We start from the raw sequence: 16627 nt of genomic DNA on the forward strand, positions 1-16627 counted from the left end.
CCTCTATTTTGAATGACATCACATTTTGTGTTGACTTGTGGCAATTTCATCCTCGTCCTGGCCCCTGGTATCTGCCATGATCAAGGCCATTAACTGCTTGAGAAGCCCCATGAGTATTGACTGGATCTGCAAACATCACAGCGACCTTGGCAAAGAACAACTCTATGCCATTCTGCAGCTGCGCACCGAAGTCTTCGTTGTGGAGCAAAAGTGCGCCTATCAGGACGTCGATGGCCAGGATCTGGCCGGTGACACCTGCCACCTGATGGCCTGGCAGGACGACCAACTGCAAGGTTATCTGCGCCTGCTCGATCCGGAGTCCCAAGGGGGTGATGTGGTGATTGGCCGGGTGGTGATCATGCCGTCGGCACGAGGACAGGGGCTGGGGCACGCGCTGATGGAGAACGCGCTGGAGCAGGCCGAGAAACACTGGCCGGGGGTGCCGGTTTACCTCTCGGCACAATCGCATCTGCAGGACTATTACGGGCGATATGGCTTTGTGGTGGCGGGTGAGGAGTTCGTCGAGGACGGCATTCCACATATCGGGATGCGTCGCGGCTGAGGGCCTCTTCGCGGGGCAAGTGGGAGCGGGCTTGCCCCGCGATCAGGCCTTCAAGGATACCCAAGCACCTCACGAATACTGCGCAGGTGCTGAATGATCCACTGTTTGTCGATCGCCCCCCAATCGCGAATCCGATAATGCCCGGCATGATTGCGTGCGCCCGCCTGCTGCTCGAACTCACAGACGATGTCCAGGTCGGCCAGCGCTGCAATGGTGTCCTGGGCGGTGCGCCGCGGCATGCCGGTGGCTTCCATCAGGGCTGGCACGGTTGTGGCGGTCTGGCTGTCGATCAGCCAGGCAACATAGAGACGGCGGTAGAAGCTGGTCTTGGTCTTGCTCACATCCATTGGCAGGTCCTCGCAGCTCACCCTATACCAGGCAGCTCGCGGTAAGTGAGGTAGACACGCAAGTCGAACTCCAATTGATGGTAGCCCGGCTGCATGTGTTCACAGAGTTGGTAAAAGGCCTTGTTGTGATCGCTTTCTTTCAAGTGCGCCAACTCATGCACAACGATCATTTTCAAAAACTGCGGCGCGGCTTCCTTGAACAACGAGGCAATGCGGATTTCTTTCTTCGCCTTCAACTTGCCGCCCTGCACCCGTGACACCGCAGTGTGCAGGCCTAGCGCACGATGGGTCAGGTCGAGGCGGTTATCGAACAGTACTTTGTCGAGGTTCGGCGCGTTGCGCAGGTATTCCTGCTTGAGGCCCTGGGCATAGCTGTACAGCGCCTTGTCACTTTGCACTGCATGACGCTCCGGGTAACGCTGCTGCAGGTAGTCGCCCAGGCGATTGCTGGCAATCAACTGGCGTACCTGCTCTTGCAGGGCAGGCGGATAAGCTTGTAAGTACTTGAGCGGCGTCATGGTCAGCAAGCGAGCGAGTAAAAACGCAGTTTACCCAACTACACCTGATGCCAGTCAAAAAAGCGCGGAAACTCGCCGGCATCGCTGGCGGTCATCGGGTGTGCCAATAGAAAGCCTTGCACGTACTCACAACCATTGGCCCGCAGCCATTGCACTTGCTCGTGGGTTTCAACCCCTTCGGCGATCACGCTGATCTGATAGGCCCGGCAAAGATCGATCACACAACTCACCATTGCCGCATCTGCAGTGGATGCCGGTATTCGCGCGAGCAGATGTCGATCCAGCTTCAGGGTGTCGATGGGCAGGTCGCGGATCATGCTCAGCGAGCACTCGCCCACGCCAAAGTCATCCAGCGCGATGCGCACACCAAGCTCGTGCAACCGGTGCAACTGTTTGACCGCATCGTCCAGGTTGTAGCGCAGCGAGGCTTCGGTAATTTCGACTTCCAACTGGGCAGGCTGCAGTTCCTGGCAGAAAATCACCCGCGCCAGTTCTTCAACCAGGTTGGGCATACTGAACTGCGCCTGGCTCAGGCTGATACTCAAGACCAGATCCGCATCGTAGGACTCATACCAGGCCCGGCGCTGCGCAGCGCCTTGCTGGTAAATCCAGCTGGCCAGACGTGTGATCAGGCGCGCCTCTTCAAGCAAGGGAATGAACAGCCCTGGCGGCACATCGCCGACACTGGGATGACGCCAGCGCAACAGCGCTTCAAAGCCGCGCAGGCGGCCGTCTGCCAGGCTCACTTGCGGCTGGTAGACCAGGCAGAAATCCTTGTGCTCAATCGCCTCACGCATGCTGTCTTCGAGCATCAGCCGCGACCGCGCGCGACCGTTGAGGTCCTGGTCGTAATACCGGTATTGCTGGCGGCCCGACTGCTTGGCGGCATACATTGCCGCATCCGCAGCCCGTAGTAATCCGTCCAGGCTGGTGCCGCTCTCGGGATACGTAGCGATACCGATGCTGACGCCCAACGTCACTTCCAGCCCGCCGATCTCCTGATAGATCGACATGCGCTCAATCAACATTTCCGCGCATCGAGCGGCCTGCTCGGGGTATTCGAGCGAATCGAGCAGCGCGGTGAACTCATCGCCCCCGATGCGCGCAAGAATCGCGCAGTGCCCCAAACAGTCCTTGAGCTGCTCAGCCACCCAGTGGAGCACCCGGTCACCGGCTTCATGCCCCAATGAGTCGTTGATACGTTTGAAGCCATCCAGGTCCAGGAACAGCAACGCGTGGGGCCGGTCTGCACGCTCGTTACGCAGCAATGCACTTTCGGCTGCCTGGTAGAAACCACGGCGGTTGAGCAGGCCGGTCAGTGGGTCGGTGATGGCCTGGTATTCAAGCTGTTGGTGCAGGCTGCGCACCACAGACATGTCCAGCACCGTAACCACCAATGCACGCTGCTCGCTGGGCAGCGGCGCGCACGACAGCGCTACCGGAATCGGGTGCCCACCCAGGGTGCGTAATACCGCATCGTGAATGCGGAAGGTATCGCGCGACAGGTAAGCTTCGTGGAACGCCGACTCTCGCCAGGATGCCGCGCCGGGTGACTGGATGAAGTCCAGCAGGTTCATTCCCTGCAAGAGCTCGAAAGGCGCATCGAGCAACCTGGAGATCGCCGGGTTGGCGAAGCGGATCACCCCGTCTTCGGCAACCACCAGAATGCCTTCGGCGGCGTTCTCAAGCACCGAGGCATTGAACGCGCGGGCAGCTTCCAGGTCATTGCTCAGGCGCTGCAAGGCACGACGGCTACGCTGCTGCTCCAGCAGGGCCTGAACCTTGGGCTTGAGGATCTGTGGGTCAAACGGTTTGAACAGGTAATCCACCGCACCACTGGCATAGCCTTTGAGCACAGCATCTTGAGACTGTTCGTTGGCGGTCAGGAAAATAATCGGTGTGAGCCGTGTGCGCTGGCTGCCACGCATCAGCCGGGCCACTTCAAAGCCATCCATGCCTGGCATCTGCACATCCAGCAGGACCAGATCGACGTCGTGCTCCAGTAACGCGCTCAGGGCTTCGGTTCCGGAGCTTGCGGTCAGTACTTGCCAGTCCTGTCGGGCCAGCAGGGCGCGCATGCTGATCAGATTCTCAGGGTAATCATCGACGACCAGTAATACCGAGCGGCCTTCGTTTATGTGAGGTTGAGCGCAATCCATGCTGCTTCTCTTGTGAAACTGACATCGAACTTCGGTTGAAATCCGAAATTAACTCTAGACCTGGCTGTAAAAATTCTGAAGTGATCAGATTGCCATCACCCAAGGAAAGTTCCGCAAGCCGACTAACGGACTGTCCATCGAGGCCAATTTATCCATAGCCGTGGCGCGAAAGGCGAAAAAAAACCCGCATCGCTGCGGGTTTTCTTGACGCGGGTCTTAGTTGACCTTGGCGGCCAGCTCACCTTTGAGGTAACGCTGGAACATGCCTTCCAGGGAGATCGGCTTGATCTTGGAGGCATTGCCGGCAGTGCCGAACGCTTCGTAACGGGCGATGCAGACGTCACGCATGGCGGTGACTGTGGCACCGAAGAACTTGCGTGGGTCGAACTCGCTCGGGTTCTGGGCCATCAGGCGGCGCATGGCACCGGTCGAGGCCAGGCGCAGGTCGGTGTCGATGTTGACCTTGCGTACGCCGTACTTGATGCCTTCGACGATTTCTTCAACCGGCACACCGTAGGTTTCTTTGATGTCGCCGCCGTACTGGTTGATGATCGCCAGCCACTCTTGCGGAACCGAGGAAGAACCGTGCATCACCAGGTGGGTGTTAGGGATGCGCTTGTGGATTTCCTTGATACGGTCGATCGCCAGTACGTCGCCGGTAGGCGGCTTGGTGAATTTGTAAGCACCGTGGCTGGTACCGATGGCGATTGCCAGGGCGTCAACCTGAGTCTTCTTGACGAAGTCAGCAGCTTCTTCCGGGTCGGTCAGCATCTGGCTGTGATCCAGGATGCCTTCAGCGCCGATGCCGTCTTCTTCACCGGCCATACCGGTTTCCAACGAACCCAGGCAGCCCAGCTCACCTTCAACCGAAACGCCACAGGCGTGGGCCATGGCCACGGTCTGCTGAGTCACACGGACGTTGTACTCGTAGTCGGTCGGGGTCTTGCCGTCTTCACCGAGGGAGCCGTCCATCATCACCGAGCTGAAGCCCAGCTGGATCGAACGCTGGCACACGTCAGGGCTGGTGCCGTGGTCCTGGTGCATGCACACCGGGATGTGCGGGAATTCTTCGATCGCTGCCAGGATCAGGTGGCGCAGGAACGGCGCACCGGCGTATTTGCGGGCACCGGCCGAAGCCTGGACAATCACCGGGGAGTCGGTCTTGTCGGCAGCTTCCATGATGGCGCGCATCTGCTCGAGGTTGTTAACGTTGAAAGCCGGAACGCCGTAACCGAACTCGGCGGCGTGGTCCAGCATCTGGCGCATGCTAATGAGTGCCATTGTGTATCTCTCTCCCGACAAGCGTCGTTTTTCGTGCAAGCCTGCCGCAGTGGCGGCTGCTATTCAAGTAGTGTGGGCCGCCATTACACGGCCCGGCCAGTCACGGCGCCTTGCAGCCCCGCCCTATCAAATCGTCGGTGGCAGCCCAGTACACCAGGCCTTCGTCACCTTTGCTGTGAAACGCCAGCACACCATCGCTGTACAGACTGCCGGAAGCGCTAGGTTCAGCCTTGAGCCGGTAAACCTGATCACCGCCGCCCAGACGCACGTCCATCTGCTGCTGGCTGCTATCGGCAAAGCGCCAAAGCACTTCGGCCTGACTGTCACACACCCAACGGGTCCAGGTGTCCGACACTGGCGCCGAGGGCGTCAGGCTTGCGCATCCGCCCAGTACTGCCAGGGCCATCAAGGCCATGACTCCTTTCATGCAATATCCTCTAGCAGACCACAAACTGGCCGGTAGGTTGCCATCAACCGATCAAGGGCAACCCGGCGCCCGGCGCTGGTGTTCGTCGTCGTATTTTTCCAGGCCATCCGGGCCGAGTCGCTTGTTGATCACCGGCACGGTTTCCGCCTGCCATTCAGACTGATAGCAGCCGCCTTTCGGCGCACCAGGCTTATCAGTCTGCGGCTCCGGGGTGCTGGAGCATGCGCCCAGCAGTGCGACCAGGACAAACACAGACAATCGCTTGACCATCAGGTCACTCCCTTTGCCAGGCGCTGAGCGAATCAGGCCTTGGCCCGTTGTTCCAGTACTTCTACGGCAGGCAGCACTTTGCCTTCGACGAACTCGAGGAACGCACCGCCACCGGTAGAAATGTAGGAGATTTGCTCGGCAACGCCATATTTATCGATGGCCGCCAGGGTATCGCCACCACCGGCGATGGAGAACGCGGCGCTGTCGGCAATGGCCTGGGCCAGTACCTTGGTGCCGTTACCGAACTGATCGAACTCGAACACACCAACCGGGCCGTTCCACAGAATGGTCTGCGACGACTTCAGCAGCTCGGCGAAGTTGGCTGCGGTTTGCGGGCCGATGTCGAGGATCATGTCGTCTTCGGCAACTTCAGCGATCAGCTTGACGGTGGCGGCAGCGGATTCAGCGAATTCCTTGGCCACGACCACGTCCACTGGCAGCGGCACATTGACCTTGGCAGCGATGGCTTTGGCAGTGTCGATCAGGTCTGGCTCGTACAGCGATTTACCGACCGGGTGACCAGCAGCAGCCAGGAAGGTGTTGGCAATACCGCCGCCAACGATCAGCAGGTCGCAGACCTGGCTCAGGCTGTTGAGCACGTCCAGCTTGGTCGAGACCTTGGAGCCGGCGACGATGGCAGCCATCGGCTTGGCCGGGGCCTTGAGGGCCTTGCCCAAAGCGTCGAGTTCAGCGGCCAGCAACGGGCCTGCAGCAGCGACCTTGGCGAATTTGGCCACGCCGTGGGTCGAACCCTCGGCGCGGTGAGCGGTACCGAAGGCGTCCATGACAAACACGTCGCACAGGGCAGCGTATTTCTGCGCCAGTTCGTCAGCGTTCTTCTTCTCGCCTTTGTTGAAGCGTACGTTCTCGAACAGCACGATATCGCCGGCTTTGACTTCGACACCGTCCAGGTAATCGGCAACCAGCGGCACTTCGCGGCCCAGGGCCTTGCTCAGGTAATCGGCAACTGGCTTGAGGCTGTTCTCGGCAGAGAATTCGCCTTCGGTCGGGCGGCCCAGGTGCGAGCAGACCATCACGGCCGCGCCTTTTTCCAGCGCCAGCTTGATGGTCGGCAGCGAAGCAAGGATGCGCGCATCGCTGGCAACCACACCGTCCTTCACAGGAACGTTGAGGTCTTCGCGGATCAGCACGCGCTTACCTTGCAGGTCGAGGTCGGTCATCTTCAACACGGTCATGAATGCAGTCCTTCAGGGCTGTTTACAAGTAGAGCGGGTTTGATTGACGACGTGCAGATAGTGTTCGGCAACGTCGAGCATACGGTTGGCAAACCCCCATTCGTTATCGAACCAGGCCAGCAGGTTGACCAGCCGGGGGCCGGAAACGCGGGTCTGACTGGCATCGACAATCGCCGAATGAGGGTCATGGTTAAAATCACAACTGGCGTGCGGCAGTTCAGTGTAGGCCAGCAAGCCCTTGAGCGGCCCACTCAGGGCGGCTTCACGCAGCACCTGATTGACCTCCGCCGCGCTGGTATCGCGGGCGGTTTGCAGGGTGATGTCCAGGCACGACACATTGACCGTCGGCACGCGTACGGCTTTGGCCTGAATTCGCCCGGCAAGTTCCGGCAGCAAGCGCTCGATACCACGCGCCAGCCCGGTGGACACCGGGATCACCGACTGGAACGCCGAACGGGTACGGCGCAGGTCTTCATGGTGGTAGGCATCGATGACCGGCTGATCGTTCATGGCCGAGTGGATCGTGGTGATCGACACATACTCAAGGCCGAACGCCTGGTCCAGCACACGCAGCAGCGGTACACCGCAGTTGGTGGTGCAGGAGGCGTTGGAGACCAACTGCTCGCTGCCATCCAGGCAATCCTGGTTGATGCCGTAGACAATCGTGGCATCGACATCCGATTCACTGGCCATCGGCTGGGAGAACAGTACGCGTGGTGCACCGGCGTCGAGAAAACGCTGGGCATCGGCACGGGTGTTGTAGGCGCCGGAACACTCCAGCACCAGGTCGACGCCGAGCGCCGCCCAGTCGATACCTTCCGGGGTGGCACTGCGCAAGACTTTCACGCAGTCACCATTAATATGCAGACAGTCGCCATCGACCTTCACCTCACCGGGGAAACGCCCGTGGGTGGAGTCGAAGCGTGTCAGGTATTCGATACTGGCCTGATCGGCCAGGTCGTTCAGTGCGACAATCTCGAAGCCCGCCTTCGCCCCCCGTTCAAAGAGTGCGCGTAAAACACAACGACCGATACGGCCGTAGCCGTTGAGTGCAACTTTGTAGGGACGCGGTTGGGGCATGGGATGCTCACGGAACAGAAGCGTTATCTGCGAATCGCGGGGCAAGCCCGCTCCTACAGGGGATACCTGTGGGAGCGGGCTTGCCCCGCGATGAATCCAACACTGTTGATCAGTCTTCCAGCAACTCTTCAGCAGTACCCAGGATGTTTTCCAGGGTGAAGCCGAACTCTTCGAACAAGGCGGCCGCAGGGGCCGACTCGCCGTAGGTGGTCATACCGATCACACGGCCTTCGAGGCCGACGTACTTGTACCAGAAGTCGGCATGGGCCGCTTCGATAGCAATACGTGCACCGACCTGAACCGGCAGCACCGACTGCTTGTAGGCAGCGTCCTGGGCGTCGAACACGCTGGTGCACGGCATCGAAACGACGCGCGCCTTGCGGCCTTGCTCGGTCAGCTTGTCGAAGGCCTGAACGGCCAGGCCGACTTCGGAACCGGTGGCAATCAGGATCAGCTCAGGCTCGCCTGCGCAGTCTTTCAGCACATAGCCGCCACGGCTGATGGCTTCGATCTGGCCAGCATCACGGGTTTGGTGCTGCAGGTTCTGACGCGAGAAGATCAGCGCCGACGGGCCGTCTTTGCGCTCCAGAGCGTGCTTCCACGACACCGCCGACTCAACGGCGTCGGCTGGACGCCAGGTGTCCAGGTTCGGCGTGCTGCGCAGGCTGGTCAGTTGCTCGATCGGCTGGTGGGTCGGGCCGTCTTCGCCCAGACCGATGGAGTCGTGGGTGTAGACGTGGATAACGCGCTGCTTCATCAGTGCCGACATGCGCACAGCGTTGCGGGCGTATTCCATGAACATCAGGAAGGTGGCGCCGTAAGGTACCAGGCCGCCGTGCAGGGCAACGCCGTTCATGATGGCGGTCATGCCGAACTCGCGCACGCCGTAGTACATGTAGTTGCCGCTGGCGTCTTCAGCGCTGACGCCCTTGCAACCTTTCCACAGGGTCAGGTTGGAACCGGCCAGGTCAGCCGAACCGCCGAGGAACTCAGGCAGCAGTGGGCCAAAAGCGTTGAGGGTGTTCTGGCTGGCTTTACGGCTGGCGATGGTTTCGCCTTTGGCCGCAACTTCAGCGATGTAGGCCGATGCTTTCTCGGAGAAGTCAGCTGGCAGCTCGCCGCTCAGGCGGCGCTTGAGCTCGCTGGCCAGCTCAGGGAAGGCTGCAGCGTAGGCGGCGAAGCGTTTGTCCCACTCGGCTTCAACGGCTTTACCGGCTTCCTTGGCGTCCCACTCGGCGTAGATCTCAGCCGGGATTTCGAACGGACCGTGGTTCCAGTTCAGCTCTTTGCGGGCCAGGGCGATTTCGTCGTTACCCAGCGGAGCACCGTGGCAGTCTTCCTTGCCCTGTTTGTTCGGCGAACCAAAACCAATGATGGTCTTGCAGCAGATCAGGGTTGGCTGCTCGCTCTTGCGTGCGGTTTCGATGGCGGTGCGAATCTCGTCGGCGTCATGGCCGTCGACATTGCGGATCACCTGCCAGTTGTAGGATTCGAAGCGCTTCGGTGTGTCATCGGTGAACCAGCCTTCGACTTCGCCGTCGATGGAGATGCCGTTGTCATCGTAGAACGCGATCAGCTTGCCCAGGCCCAGGGTGCCGGCCAGGGAAGCGACTTCGTGGGAAATGCCTTCCATCATGCAACCGTCACCCAGGAACACATAGGTGTGGTGATCGACGATGTTGTGGCCTTTACGGTTGAACTGCGCACCCATCACTTTTTCGGCAATGGCGAAACCAACGGCGTTGGCCAGGCCCTGACCGAGCGGACCAGTGGTGGTCTCGACGCCTGGGGTGTAGCCGAATTCCGGGTGGCCCGGGGTACGGCTGTGCAGCTGACGGAAGCCTTTCAGATCGTCGATGGTGACGTCATAGCCAGTCAGGTGCAGCAGCGAATAGATCAGCATCGAGCCGTGGCCGTTGGACAGCACGAAGCGGTCACGGTCAGCGAAGCTCGGGTTGCTCGGGTTGTGCTTCAGATAGTCGCGCCAAAGAACCTCGGCGATATCCGCCATGCCCATTGGGGCACCTGGATGGCCGCTGTTGGCCTTTTGCACGGCATCCATGCTGAGGGCACGAATGGCGTTGGCACGCTCACGACGGCTGGGCATCGCTTATCTCCTGGGGCTTGAATTGATTACGGAACGAAAAAAGGCGGCCATTTTCGCCCAGGCACATGCCTGGGGGCAATGACGTATGGTCGATGCAGCATGATTTTCCTGTGATTGAGAGCAGAATCAGGCATTAGCCCGGGCAAATCGCAGGTTGAGCTGACTCGGCTGCGACGATTTGCCCCGCTCATCGTCCAATATCAAAACTTTTTGATATTGCTCTTGCGGCAACCGGGTGCCGTGTCTAGACTGCCGCCCCATGAACCTACCCTTGTCGGCAATCCGTCCGGAGCAAAGCGAAGACCTGGCTGCCCTGTGCAAAGCCAGCGGTGATCCGCTACGCCTGAATGTATTGCGGGCACTGGCCAGCGACTCGTTCGGCGTGCTGGAGTTGGCGCAGATTTTCGCCATCGGCCAGTCGGGCATGAGCCATCACCTCAAAGTCCTGGCCCAGGCCGGGCTGGTGGCCACCCGCCGCGAGGGCAATGCGATCTTCTATCGTCGCGCCCTGCCCGACGGTTTGCGCCTGGGCGGCAAGCTACACACGGCACTGCTCGAAGAAGTCGACAGCTTGTTTCTGGCCGACGATGTGCAGGAGCGCATCGGCCAGGTCCAGCAGCGCCGGGCCGCCACCAGCCAAGACTTCTTCCTGCGTGTCGAAGAAAAGTTTCGCGCCCAGCAAGACCTGATCGCCGGGCTTGCGCAATACCGCGAAAGCCTCCTGGCGCTGCTCGACAAACTCAGTTTCAGCGCCGATGCCAGTGCCCTTGAAGTGGGCCCCGGCGATGGCGAGTTTCTTCCCGAGCTGGCCCGGCGTTTTGTTCGGGTCACCGCACTGGACAACAGCCCGACCATGCTCGAGCTGGCGCGCCAGGTCTGTCAGCGCGAAGCCCTGGTCAATGTGAACCTGCAGTTGGCCGATGCACTCAGTGCAACGGATGTGGAAGCCGACTGCGTAGTGCTGAACATGGTGTTGCACCATTTCAGCGCCCCGGCCGAAGCCCTGCGGCAGCTGGCCAACCGTGTGAAAGCAGGCGGCAGCCTGTTGGTTACAGAGTTGTGCAGCCACGACCAGAGCTGGGCCAGAGAAGCCTGTGGCGATATCTGGCTGGGCTTTGACCAGGACGACCTGGCCCGCTGGGCCAGCGCTGCGGGACTGACGCCCGGGGACAGCCTGTATGTGGGCTTACGTAATGGTTTCCAGATCCAGGTCCGCCATTTTCAGCGGCCGGCTGGCGACACTCAATATCGGTAAATTTTAGGAACCCGTCGAGATGAGCGAATACTCCCTTTTCACCTCCGAGTCCGTGTCTGAAGGGCATCCGGACAAAATCGCCGACCAGATTTCGGACGCCGTACTGGACGCCATCATCACCCAGGACAAATACGCACGCGTTGCCTGCGAAACCCTGGTGAAGACCGGTGTAGCGATCATCGCCGGTGAAGTCACCACCTCGGCCTGGGTCGACCTGGAAGAAATCGTACGTAAAGTCATCGTCGACATCGGCTACAACAGCTCCGACGTTGGTTTCGACGGCGCCACCTGCGCGGTCATGAACATCATCGGCAAGCAGTCGGTAGACATCGCCCAGGGCGTTGACCGCAGCAAGCCGGAAGACCAGGGCGCAGGCGACCAGGGCCTGATGTTCGGCTATGCCAGCAACGAAACCGACGTGCTGATGCCAGCGCCGATCTGCTTCTCGCACCGTCTGGTCGAGCGCCAGGCAGAAGCACGCAAGTCCGGCCTGCTGCCGTGGCTGCGCCCGGATGCCAAGTCGCAGGTTACCTGCCGTTATGAAGGCGGCAAGGTCGTCGGTATCGACGCCGTGGTCCTGTCGACCCAGCACAACCCTGAAGTGTCGCAAAAAGACCTGCAGGAAGCGGTCATGGAGCTGATCGTCAAGCACACCCTGCCTGCCGAACTGCTGCACAAAGACACCCAGTTCCACATCAACCCGACTGGCCAGTTCATCATCGGTGGCCCGGTGGGTGACTGCGGCCTGACCGGTCGCAAGATCATCGTCGACAGCTATGGCGGCATGGCCCGTCACGGTGGCGGCGCATTCTCCGGCAAAGACCCGTCCAAGGTTGACCGTTCCGCCGCCTATGCCGGTCGTTACGTGGCCAAGAACATCGTTGCTGCCGGCCTGGCCGAGCGCTGCGAGATCCAGGTTTCCTACGCAATCGGTGTAGCCCAGCCGACGTCGATCTCGCTGAACACCTTCGGCACCGGCAAAATCTCCGACGACAAGATCGTCCAGCTGGTACGTGAATGCTTCGACCTGCGTCCGTACGCCATCACCACCATGCTCGACCTGCTGCACCCGATGTACCAGGAAACTGCAGCGTACGGCCACTTCGGTCGCATCCCGCAACAGAAGACTGTCGGCGACGACACCTTCACCACCTTCACCTGGGAACGTACCGACCGCGTTGACGCCCTGCGCGCTGCTGCCGGTTTGTAAGCACCCCCTGTAGGAGCGAGCTTGCCCCGCGATGCTGCCGCCAGGCACACCGCGATCGCGGGGCAAGCCCGCTCCTACTAGCCTGACATATGGGCTGACAACTGAGATCCATGCACCGGCCAGCCATTGCCTAGGCTAAGGATTCCCTATCGCCAAGCAAGGATGCTGGCCATGTTGCACAAGCTGCTGGTTTTTCTTTCGGTTGCTTTCTACCTCCCCACACCCTTTGCCCAAACGTGCCCGGCCTGGCCCGTCGAGCGTGCGCGTGACGAAGTCGTTCGACTGCAAGAAGCCGTAAGCCGATGGGATGATCACTATCATCGCCTGGGCGTTTCGCTGGTAGCAGACGACATCTACGACCAGAGCCGACAGCGCTTGCAGCACCTTCAAGGCTGCTTCGGCCTGACTGACACCGCCAGTCCGCTGGCCAGTGCCCGCGGCCAGATCAGCCACCCCGTCGTGCATACCGGCGTGGAAAAGCTGGTCGATGATCAGGCAGTCACGCGCTGGATGCAGGGCAAGCAACACATCTGGATTCAGCCGAAGGTGGATGGCGTGGCCGTGTCACTGGTCTTCCGACAGGGCCAACTGGTGCAACTGCTCAGCCGCGGCGATGGTGTGCAGGGTCACGACTGGAGCCACCATATTCCCGCGCTTGGCGGTATCACCCGGCAACTGCCACAACCTCTCGACCTCACCCTGCAGGGCGAACTGTACTGGCGCCTCGATGCGCATGTGCAGTCAAGTGCAGGCGGGCTGGGAGCACGCGGGACCATCGCCGGGCTGATGGCGCGCAAACAATTGAGCGCAGCCAAGGGTGCGGGTATCGGGCTGTTTGTCTGGGACTGGCCACAAGGCCCCGACACTCAAGCCGAGCGCCTGGCCAGGCTGGCGGCGCTGGGCTTCGCTGACAGTCAGCGCTTCAGTGTGGCCATCAGCAACCCGACCGAAGCGGCGCGTTGGCGCCAGCACTGGTATGACACTGCCCTGCCCTTTGCCACTGACGGGGTGATTCTGCGTCAGGACAGCCGCCCACCGGCTGAGCGCTGGCGGGCCAACGCACCGTACTGGATCGCTGCCTGGAAATACCCCTTGCGCCAGGCCATGGCCGAAGTGCGTGCCGTACATTTCCGGATCGGCCGCACCGGCAAGGTCACGCCTGTTGTCCAACTACAGCCTTTCACCCTCGATGACCGGCGCATCACGCAAGTCAGCCTGGGCTCACTGGCGCGCTGGCACACCCTGGATATCCGCCCGGGTGACCAGGTGGCAGTGAGCCTCGCCGGGCTGACCATTCCGCGCCTGGAGCAGGTGGTGCATCGCAGCATTGAACGCCCTGCCGTACACCCTCCGGCAAGTGGCCGGTTTCACCCGTTGAGCTGCTGGCAAGCCGGCCCGGACTGTGAAGAACAGTTCATCGCGCGGCTCACCTGGCTGAGCAGCAAGCAGGGGTTGGACATGCCGAAGCTGGGCGCTGCGACCTGGCGTGAACTGGTGCAGGCGGGTCAGGTCAGCACCCTGGCCGACTGGCTGGCATTGAACCGCGACCAGTTGAGTGAGCTGCCGGGCATCAGCACAGCCCGCGCCGATGCCCTCGTACGAAGCTTTCAAAGCGCTCGCGAACGCCCGTTCCCCCAATGGTTGCGAGCCTTGGGCGTACCTGCGCCGCGTCATCTGACGCTGCATCCTGACTGGCCCACACTGGCCACCAGAACCGTCGATCAGTGGTCCCAGGAAGCGGGAATCGGCGCAACTCGCGCTAAACACCTGCAGGCTTTTTTCACTCATCCTCATGTGCAATCGCTGGCTGAACAATTGCTCGCCCATGGCATTCAAGGCTTCCAGCGCGCCGGCTAATCACAGCCGCCAGCAAGCGTAGGATTTCCCTGCTTTGCAACTGAAAAACCTACACAGGGTTTCTTAATTGAGCAAATCAAGGCAGGATTTCTCCCAACTTTTGCTGCCCCGCCCCGAACAAGGAGGCTCACATGAAGCTATTTTCCCACCTGGTACTGCTTGGCGTTATTGGTTTTGGCGCCACCTCGATCCAGGCTGCCCAGCCAGACGAAGGCCTGACCGGGTGCGCTGCCAAACGCAGTGCCATCGAAAATCAGCTCACCGAAGCACGCGCGCACAACAACAGCGATCAAGTTGCTGGCCTGGAGAAGGCGTTGAGCGAAGTCACGGCTAACTGCACCGACGCCAGCCTGCGCAAAGAGCGTGAGCAGAAAGTGCTCGAAGCGCGTCACGAAGTCACTCAGCGCACCAAGGACCTGGACAAGGCCATGAAAAAAGGCGACGCCGAGAAGATCAACAAGCGCAAAGACAAGCTGGCGGAATCGAAGAAAGAGCTGCAGGAAGCGTTGGATCAGCTTGAGCAGTAAGTGATTGAGTGATTATCGCGGGGCAAGCCCGCTCCCACAGAGCCTGTAGGAGCGGGCTTGCCCCGCGATCACGTATTCAATGGTTACGAAATTCGGTATGACAAGCCTTGCACGCTGCTTCAACCTTATCGGTCGGCGCGGCCAGGTCCGCTGCTTTCAGCGGTTGGGTACGGGTAACAGCCACCAGTTCAGCGGTAGCCACTTCCAACTGGCGAGCCAAGTCTTGAAAACGTGCCTGCTTCTCCCAGACCTCTGGGCGCGCACTGGTTTCATCGTCTTCGCGAACCTGCGGAAAATGCTTCCACGGTTCACGGGACAAGTTGTCGAGCTTGACGGCGCCATCGGCAAATTTCTGGCTGTCAAAAGCCAGCCGCCCGCGCAGCATGCCGCCCAGGTCCTCACTGGTCTTGAGCATCTGTTTGAACAGGGTCTTGCGCTGGCCCAACGGCGAGTTGGGATCGACACCACCGCAGGCAGTCAGGGTCAGGCAGGCCAGCACAACAACAGAGAGTCGCTTGAGCATCATGGTTATTTCGGCTCACGGTAAAAAAGGCGGCCAGTATCCTCGCCTCGCCCGCAAAGACCAATACCCTTATTAACTCTATGGATTGCCTGGACCGCTACACCCCAGGCAAACCGCCAAGGAAACCCCGTTCATGAAATTTTCGCTGCGCCACCTGGGATGGTCGCTTTCGGTACTGGCACTGCTCGCCGGATGCAACGGCGGTGGCCCGGAAAAGCCCAAACCTCACGCGCTCGCCACTTATGTCAGCAGCACCTGGAAAGACCTGCCGCAGGTCAGCGACAGCGACCTGCTGGCCGGTTTCGAAGCCTGGCGCAGTGCCTGCGAACGTCTCAAACGTGATGCCATCTGGGCCAACACCTGTGCGGCAGCCGCCGCGGTGCCCAGCGACAGCGTCCAGGTACGCAACTTTCTCCAGACCCAACTCGACGTCTACAGCATGCGCTCGGGGGGAAACAACGCGAACGGCCTGATCACTGGTTACTACGAACCGGTCTACCCCGGCAGCCTGACGCAAACCGACAGTGCGCATGTACCGGTCTACGGCGTACCCGACGACATGATCGTGGTGGCGCTGGACAGCGTCTACCCGGAGCTCAAGGGCAAACGCCTGCGTGGCCGCCTCGAAGGACGCACCCTCAAGCCTTACGACACTGCCGAAGTAATCAACCAGCAAGGCGTACCAGCCCCCGTGCTGGCCTGGCTGACCGACCCGATGGACCTGCAGTTCCTGCAGATTCAGGGTTCTGGCCGGATCCAGCTGGAGAGCGGCCGCCAGTTGCGCGTTGGTTACGCCGACCAGAATGGCCACCCCTATCGCCCGGTGGGCCGCTGGCTGGTCGAGCAGGGTCAGCTGAAAAAAGAAGACGTGAGCATGGGCGCTATCCATGCCTGGGCGCAGGCCAACCCGGCCCGCGTGCCCGAGCTGCTGGCAAGCAACCCCAGCTACGTGTTCTTCAGCACCCGCCCGGACAGCAACGAAGGCCCACGCGGCTCGCTCAACGTGCCGCTGACCGCAGGCTACAGCGTGGCCATCGACCGCAAAGTGATTCCGCTGGGCAGTCTGTTGTGGCTGTCCACCACCCGCCCTGACGGCGCCCCCGTGGTGCGTCCAGTGGCCGCTCAGGACACCGGTGGCGCAATTACCGGCGAAGTGCGTGCCGACCTGTTCTGGGGGACCGGCGCTGAAGCGGGTGAGCTGGCTGGCAACATGAAACAGCAGGGCCAGATCTGGTTGCTGTGGCCCAAAGGCGCGGCGTTGCCTGAAGTGCCGAAAGTGTTGTGAACCTATCGCGGGGCAAGCCCGCT

At 60.8% G+C, this 16627-nt stretch carries 16 protein-coding genes; 6 read left to right on the top strand and 10 right to left on the bottom strand.

Annotated features, from left to right (window positions below):
• Positions 1-109 precede the first annotated feature (109 nt).
• Entirely contained in the window at positions 110-562 is a 453-nt protein-coding gene (locus ACP6KB_RS25500) for a GNAT family N-acetyltransferase (protein WP_442110309.1), read from the top strand.
• A gap of 50 nt (positions 563-612) precedes the next feature.
• Here the strand turns inward: ACP6KB_RS25500 and ACP6KB_RS25505 are convergent, their stop codons facing one another.
• The 9 genes from ACP6KB_RS25505 to tkt all read right to left on the bottom strand — a co-directional run bounded on the left by ACP6KB_RS25505 (position 613) and on the right by tkt (position 9947).
• Positions 613-909, bottom strand: a complete 297-nt coding sequence (locus tag ACP6KB_RS25505; RefSeq protein WP_442110311.1) for a winged helix-turn-helix domain-containing protein — start codon at positions 907-909, stop codon at positions 613-615.
• Positions 910-926: 17 nt separating this feature from the next.
• Positions 927-1427 (bottom strand): M48 metallopeptidase family protein, encoded by a 501-nt coding sequence (locus ACP6KB_RS25510; protein ID WP_442110313.1) that lies wholly within the window; start codon positions 1425-1427, stop codon positions 927-929.
• Between the two features lie 38 nt (positions 1428-1465).
• Positions 1466-3586, bottom strand: coding sequence for a putative bifunctional diguanylate cyclase/phosphodiesterase (locus ACP6KB_RS25515; protein WP_442110315.1), 2121 nt, complete (start codon positions 3584-3586; stop codon positions 1466-1468).
• Positions 3587-3802: 216 nt separating this feature from the next.
• Complete coding sequence (fba, locus tag ACP6KB_RS25520; RefSeq protein WP_045182031.1) at positions 3803-4867, bottom strand: class II fructose-bisphosphate aldolase; 1065 nt, start codon at positions 4865-4867, stop codon at positions 3803-3805.
• 100 nt (positions 4868-4967) lie between these two features.
• The gene (locus ACP6KB_RS25525; RefSeq protein WP_442110318.1) at positions 4968-5294 is read right to left on the bottom strand and encodes an MliC family protein; all 327 of its coding nucleotides are present in this window, start codon (positions 5292-5294) and stop codon (positions 4968-4970) included.
• 51 nt (positions 5295-5345) lie between these two features.
• On the bottom strand, positions 5346-5597 hold the full coding sequence (locus ACP6KB_RS25530; RefSeq protein WP_442114381.1) for a hypothetical protein: 252 nt from the start codon (positions 5595-5597) through the stop codon (positions 5346-5348).
• Positions 5597-6760: a phosphoglycerate kinase gene (locus ACP6KB_RS25535; RefSeq protein ID WP_442110320.1), complete on the bottom strand. Its 1164-nt coding sequence runs from the start codon at positions 6758-6760 to the stop codon at positions 5597-5599. The genes ACP6KB_RS25530 and ACP6KB_RS25535 overlap by 1 nt, the downstream gene beginning before the upstream one ends.
• Before the next feature lie 12 nt (positions 6761-6772).
• Complete coding sequence (gene epd, locus ACP6KB_RS25540; RefSeq protein ID WP_442110322.1) at positions 6773-7840, bottom strand: erythrose-4-phosphate dehydrogenase; 1068 nt, start codon at positions 7838-7840, stop codon at positions 6773-6775.
• A 109-nt stretch (positions 7841-7949) separates the two neighbouring features.
• A complete protein-coding gene (gene tkt, locus ACP6KB_RS25545) occupies positions 7950-9947 on the bottom strand; it encodes a transketolase (protein ID WP_442110324.1) in 1998 nt (665 codons plus the stop codon).
• Between the two features lie 259 nt (positions 9948-10206).
• Here tkt and ACP6KB_RS25550 point away from each other — a divergent pair, with 259 nt between their 5' ends.
• The 4 genes from ACP6KB_RS25550 to ACP6KB_RS25565 all read left to right on the top strand — a co-directional run bounded on the left by ACP6KB_RS25550 (position 10207) and on the right by ACP6KB_RS25565 (position 14796).
• Positions 10207-11202 carry an ArsR/SmtB family transcription factor gene (locus tag ACP6KB_RS25550; RefSeq protein ID WP_442110326.1) on the top strand — a complete coding sequence of 332 codons (996 nt, stop codon included), beginning with the start codon at positions 10207-10209 and terminating at the stop codon, positions 11200-11202.
• Positions 11203-11221: 19 nt separating this feature from the next.
• Entirely contained in the window at positions 11222-12412 is a 1191-nt protein-coding gene (metK, locus tag ACP6KB_RS25555; RefSeq protein ID WP_045182013.1) for a methionine adenosyltransferase, read from the top strand.
• A 171-nt stretch (positions 12413-12583) separates the two neighbouring features.
• Positions 12584-14269: an NAD-dependent DNA ligase LigB gene (gene ligB / locus ACP6KB_RS25560; protein ID WP_442110328.1), complete on the top strand. Its 1686-nt coding sequence runs from the start codon at positions 12584-12586 to the stop codon at positions 14267-14269.
• 131 nt (positions 14270-14400) lie between these two features.
• Entirely contained in the window at positions 14401-14796 is a 396-nt protein-coding gene (locus ACP6KB_RS25565; RefSeq protein ID WP_442110330.1) for a DUF1090 domain-containing protein, read from the top strand.
• A 76-nt stretch (positions 14797-14872) separates the two neighbouring features.
• Here ACP6KB_RS25565 and ACP6KB_RS25570 read toward each other — a convergent pair whose 3' ends face one another.
• The gene (locus ACP6KB_RS25570) at positions 14873-15322 is read right to left on the bottom strand and encodes a c-type cytochrome (protein ID WP_442110332.1); all 450 of its coding nucleotides are present in this window, start codon (positions 15320-15322) and stop codon (positions 14873-14875) included.
• 130 nt (positions 15323-15452) lie between these two features.
• Here ACP6KB_RS25570 and mltA point away from each other — a divergent pair, with 130 nt between their 5' ends.
• Positions 15453-16604, top strand: a complete 1152-nt coding sequence (mltA, locus tag ACP6KB_RS25575) for a murein transglycosylase A (protein WP_442110334.1) — start codon at positions 15453-15455, stop codon at positions 16602-16604.
• Positions 16605-16627 lie beyond the last annotated feature (23 nt).

Source organism: Pseudomonas sp. NUPR-001, from assembly GCF_052147955.1.
In the GTDB taxonomy this organism is placed as follows: domain Bacteria; phylum Pseudomonadota; class Gammaproteobacteria; order Pseudomonadales; family Pseudomonadaceae; genus Aquipseudomonas.

Bases quoted from the DNA above. Each gene is read 5' to 3' on its own strand.
- ACP6KB_RS25515 (WP_442110315.1), bottom strand. From the start codon at position 3,586: ATGGATTGCGCTCAACCTCACATAAACGAAGGCCGCTCGGTATTACTG.
- ACP6KB_RS25550 (WP_442110326.1), top strand. From the start codon at position 10,207: ATGAACCTACCCTTGTCGGCAATCCGTCCGGAGCAAAGCGAAGACCTG.
- ACP6KB_RS25525 (WP_442110318.1), bottom strand. From the start codon at position 5,294: ATGAAAGGAGTCATGGCCTTGATGGCCCTGGCAGTACTGGGCGGATGC.
- ACP6KB_RS25535 (WP_442110320.1), bottom strand. From the start codon at position 6,760: ATGACCGTGTTGAAGATGACCGACCTCGACCTGCAAGGTAAGCGCGTG.
- metK (WP_045182013.1), top strand. From the start codon at position 11,222: ATGAGCGAATACTCCCTTTTCACCTCCGAGTCCGTGTCTGAAGGGCAT.
- tkt (WP_442110324.1), bottom strand. From the start codon at position 9,947: ATGCCCAGCCGTCGTGAGCGTGCCAACGCCATTCGTGCCCTCAGCATG.
- ACP6KB_RS25500 (WP_442110309.1), top strand. From the start codon at position 110: ATGAGTATTGACTGGATCTGCAAACATCACAGCGACCTTGGCAAAGAA.
- ligB (WP_442110328.1), top strand. From the start codon at position 12,584: ATGTTGCACAAGCTGCTGGTTTTTCTTTCGGTTGCTTTCTACCTCCCC.
- ACP6KB_RS25510 (WP_442110313.1), bottom strand. From the start codon at position 1,427: ATGACGCCGCTCAAGTACTTACAAGCTTATCCGCCTGCCCTGCAAGAG.
- mltA (WP_442110334.1), top strand. From the start codon at position 15,453: ATGAAATTTTCGCTGCGCCACCTGGGATGGTCGCTTTCGGTACTGGCA.
- epd (WP_442110322.1), bottom strand. From the start codon at position 7,840: ATGCCCCAACCGCGTCCCTACAAAGTTGCACTCAACGGCTACGGCCGT.
- ACP6KB_RS25565 (WP_442110330.1), top strand. From the start codon at position 14,401: ATGAAGCTATTTTCCCACCTGGTACTGCTTGGCGTTATTGGTTTTGGC.
- ACP6KB_RS25505 (WP_442110311.1), bottom strand. From the start codon at position 909: ATGGATGTGAGCAAGACCAAGACCAGCTTCTACCGCCGTCTCTATGTT.
- fba (WP_045182031.1), bottom strand. From the start codon at position 4,867: ATGGCACTCATTAGCATGCGCCAGATGCTGGACCACGCCGCCGAGTTC.
- ACP6KB_RS25570 (WP_442110332.1), bottom strand. From the start codon at position 15,322: ATGATGCTCAAGCGACTCTCTGTTGTTGTGCTGGCCTGCCTGACCCTG.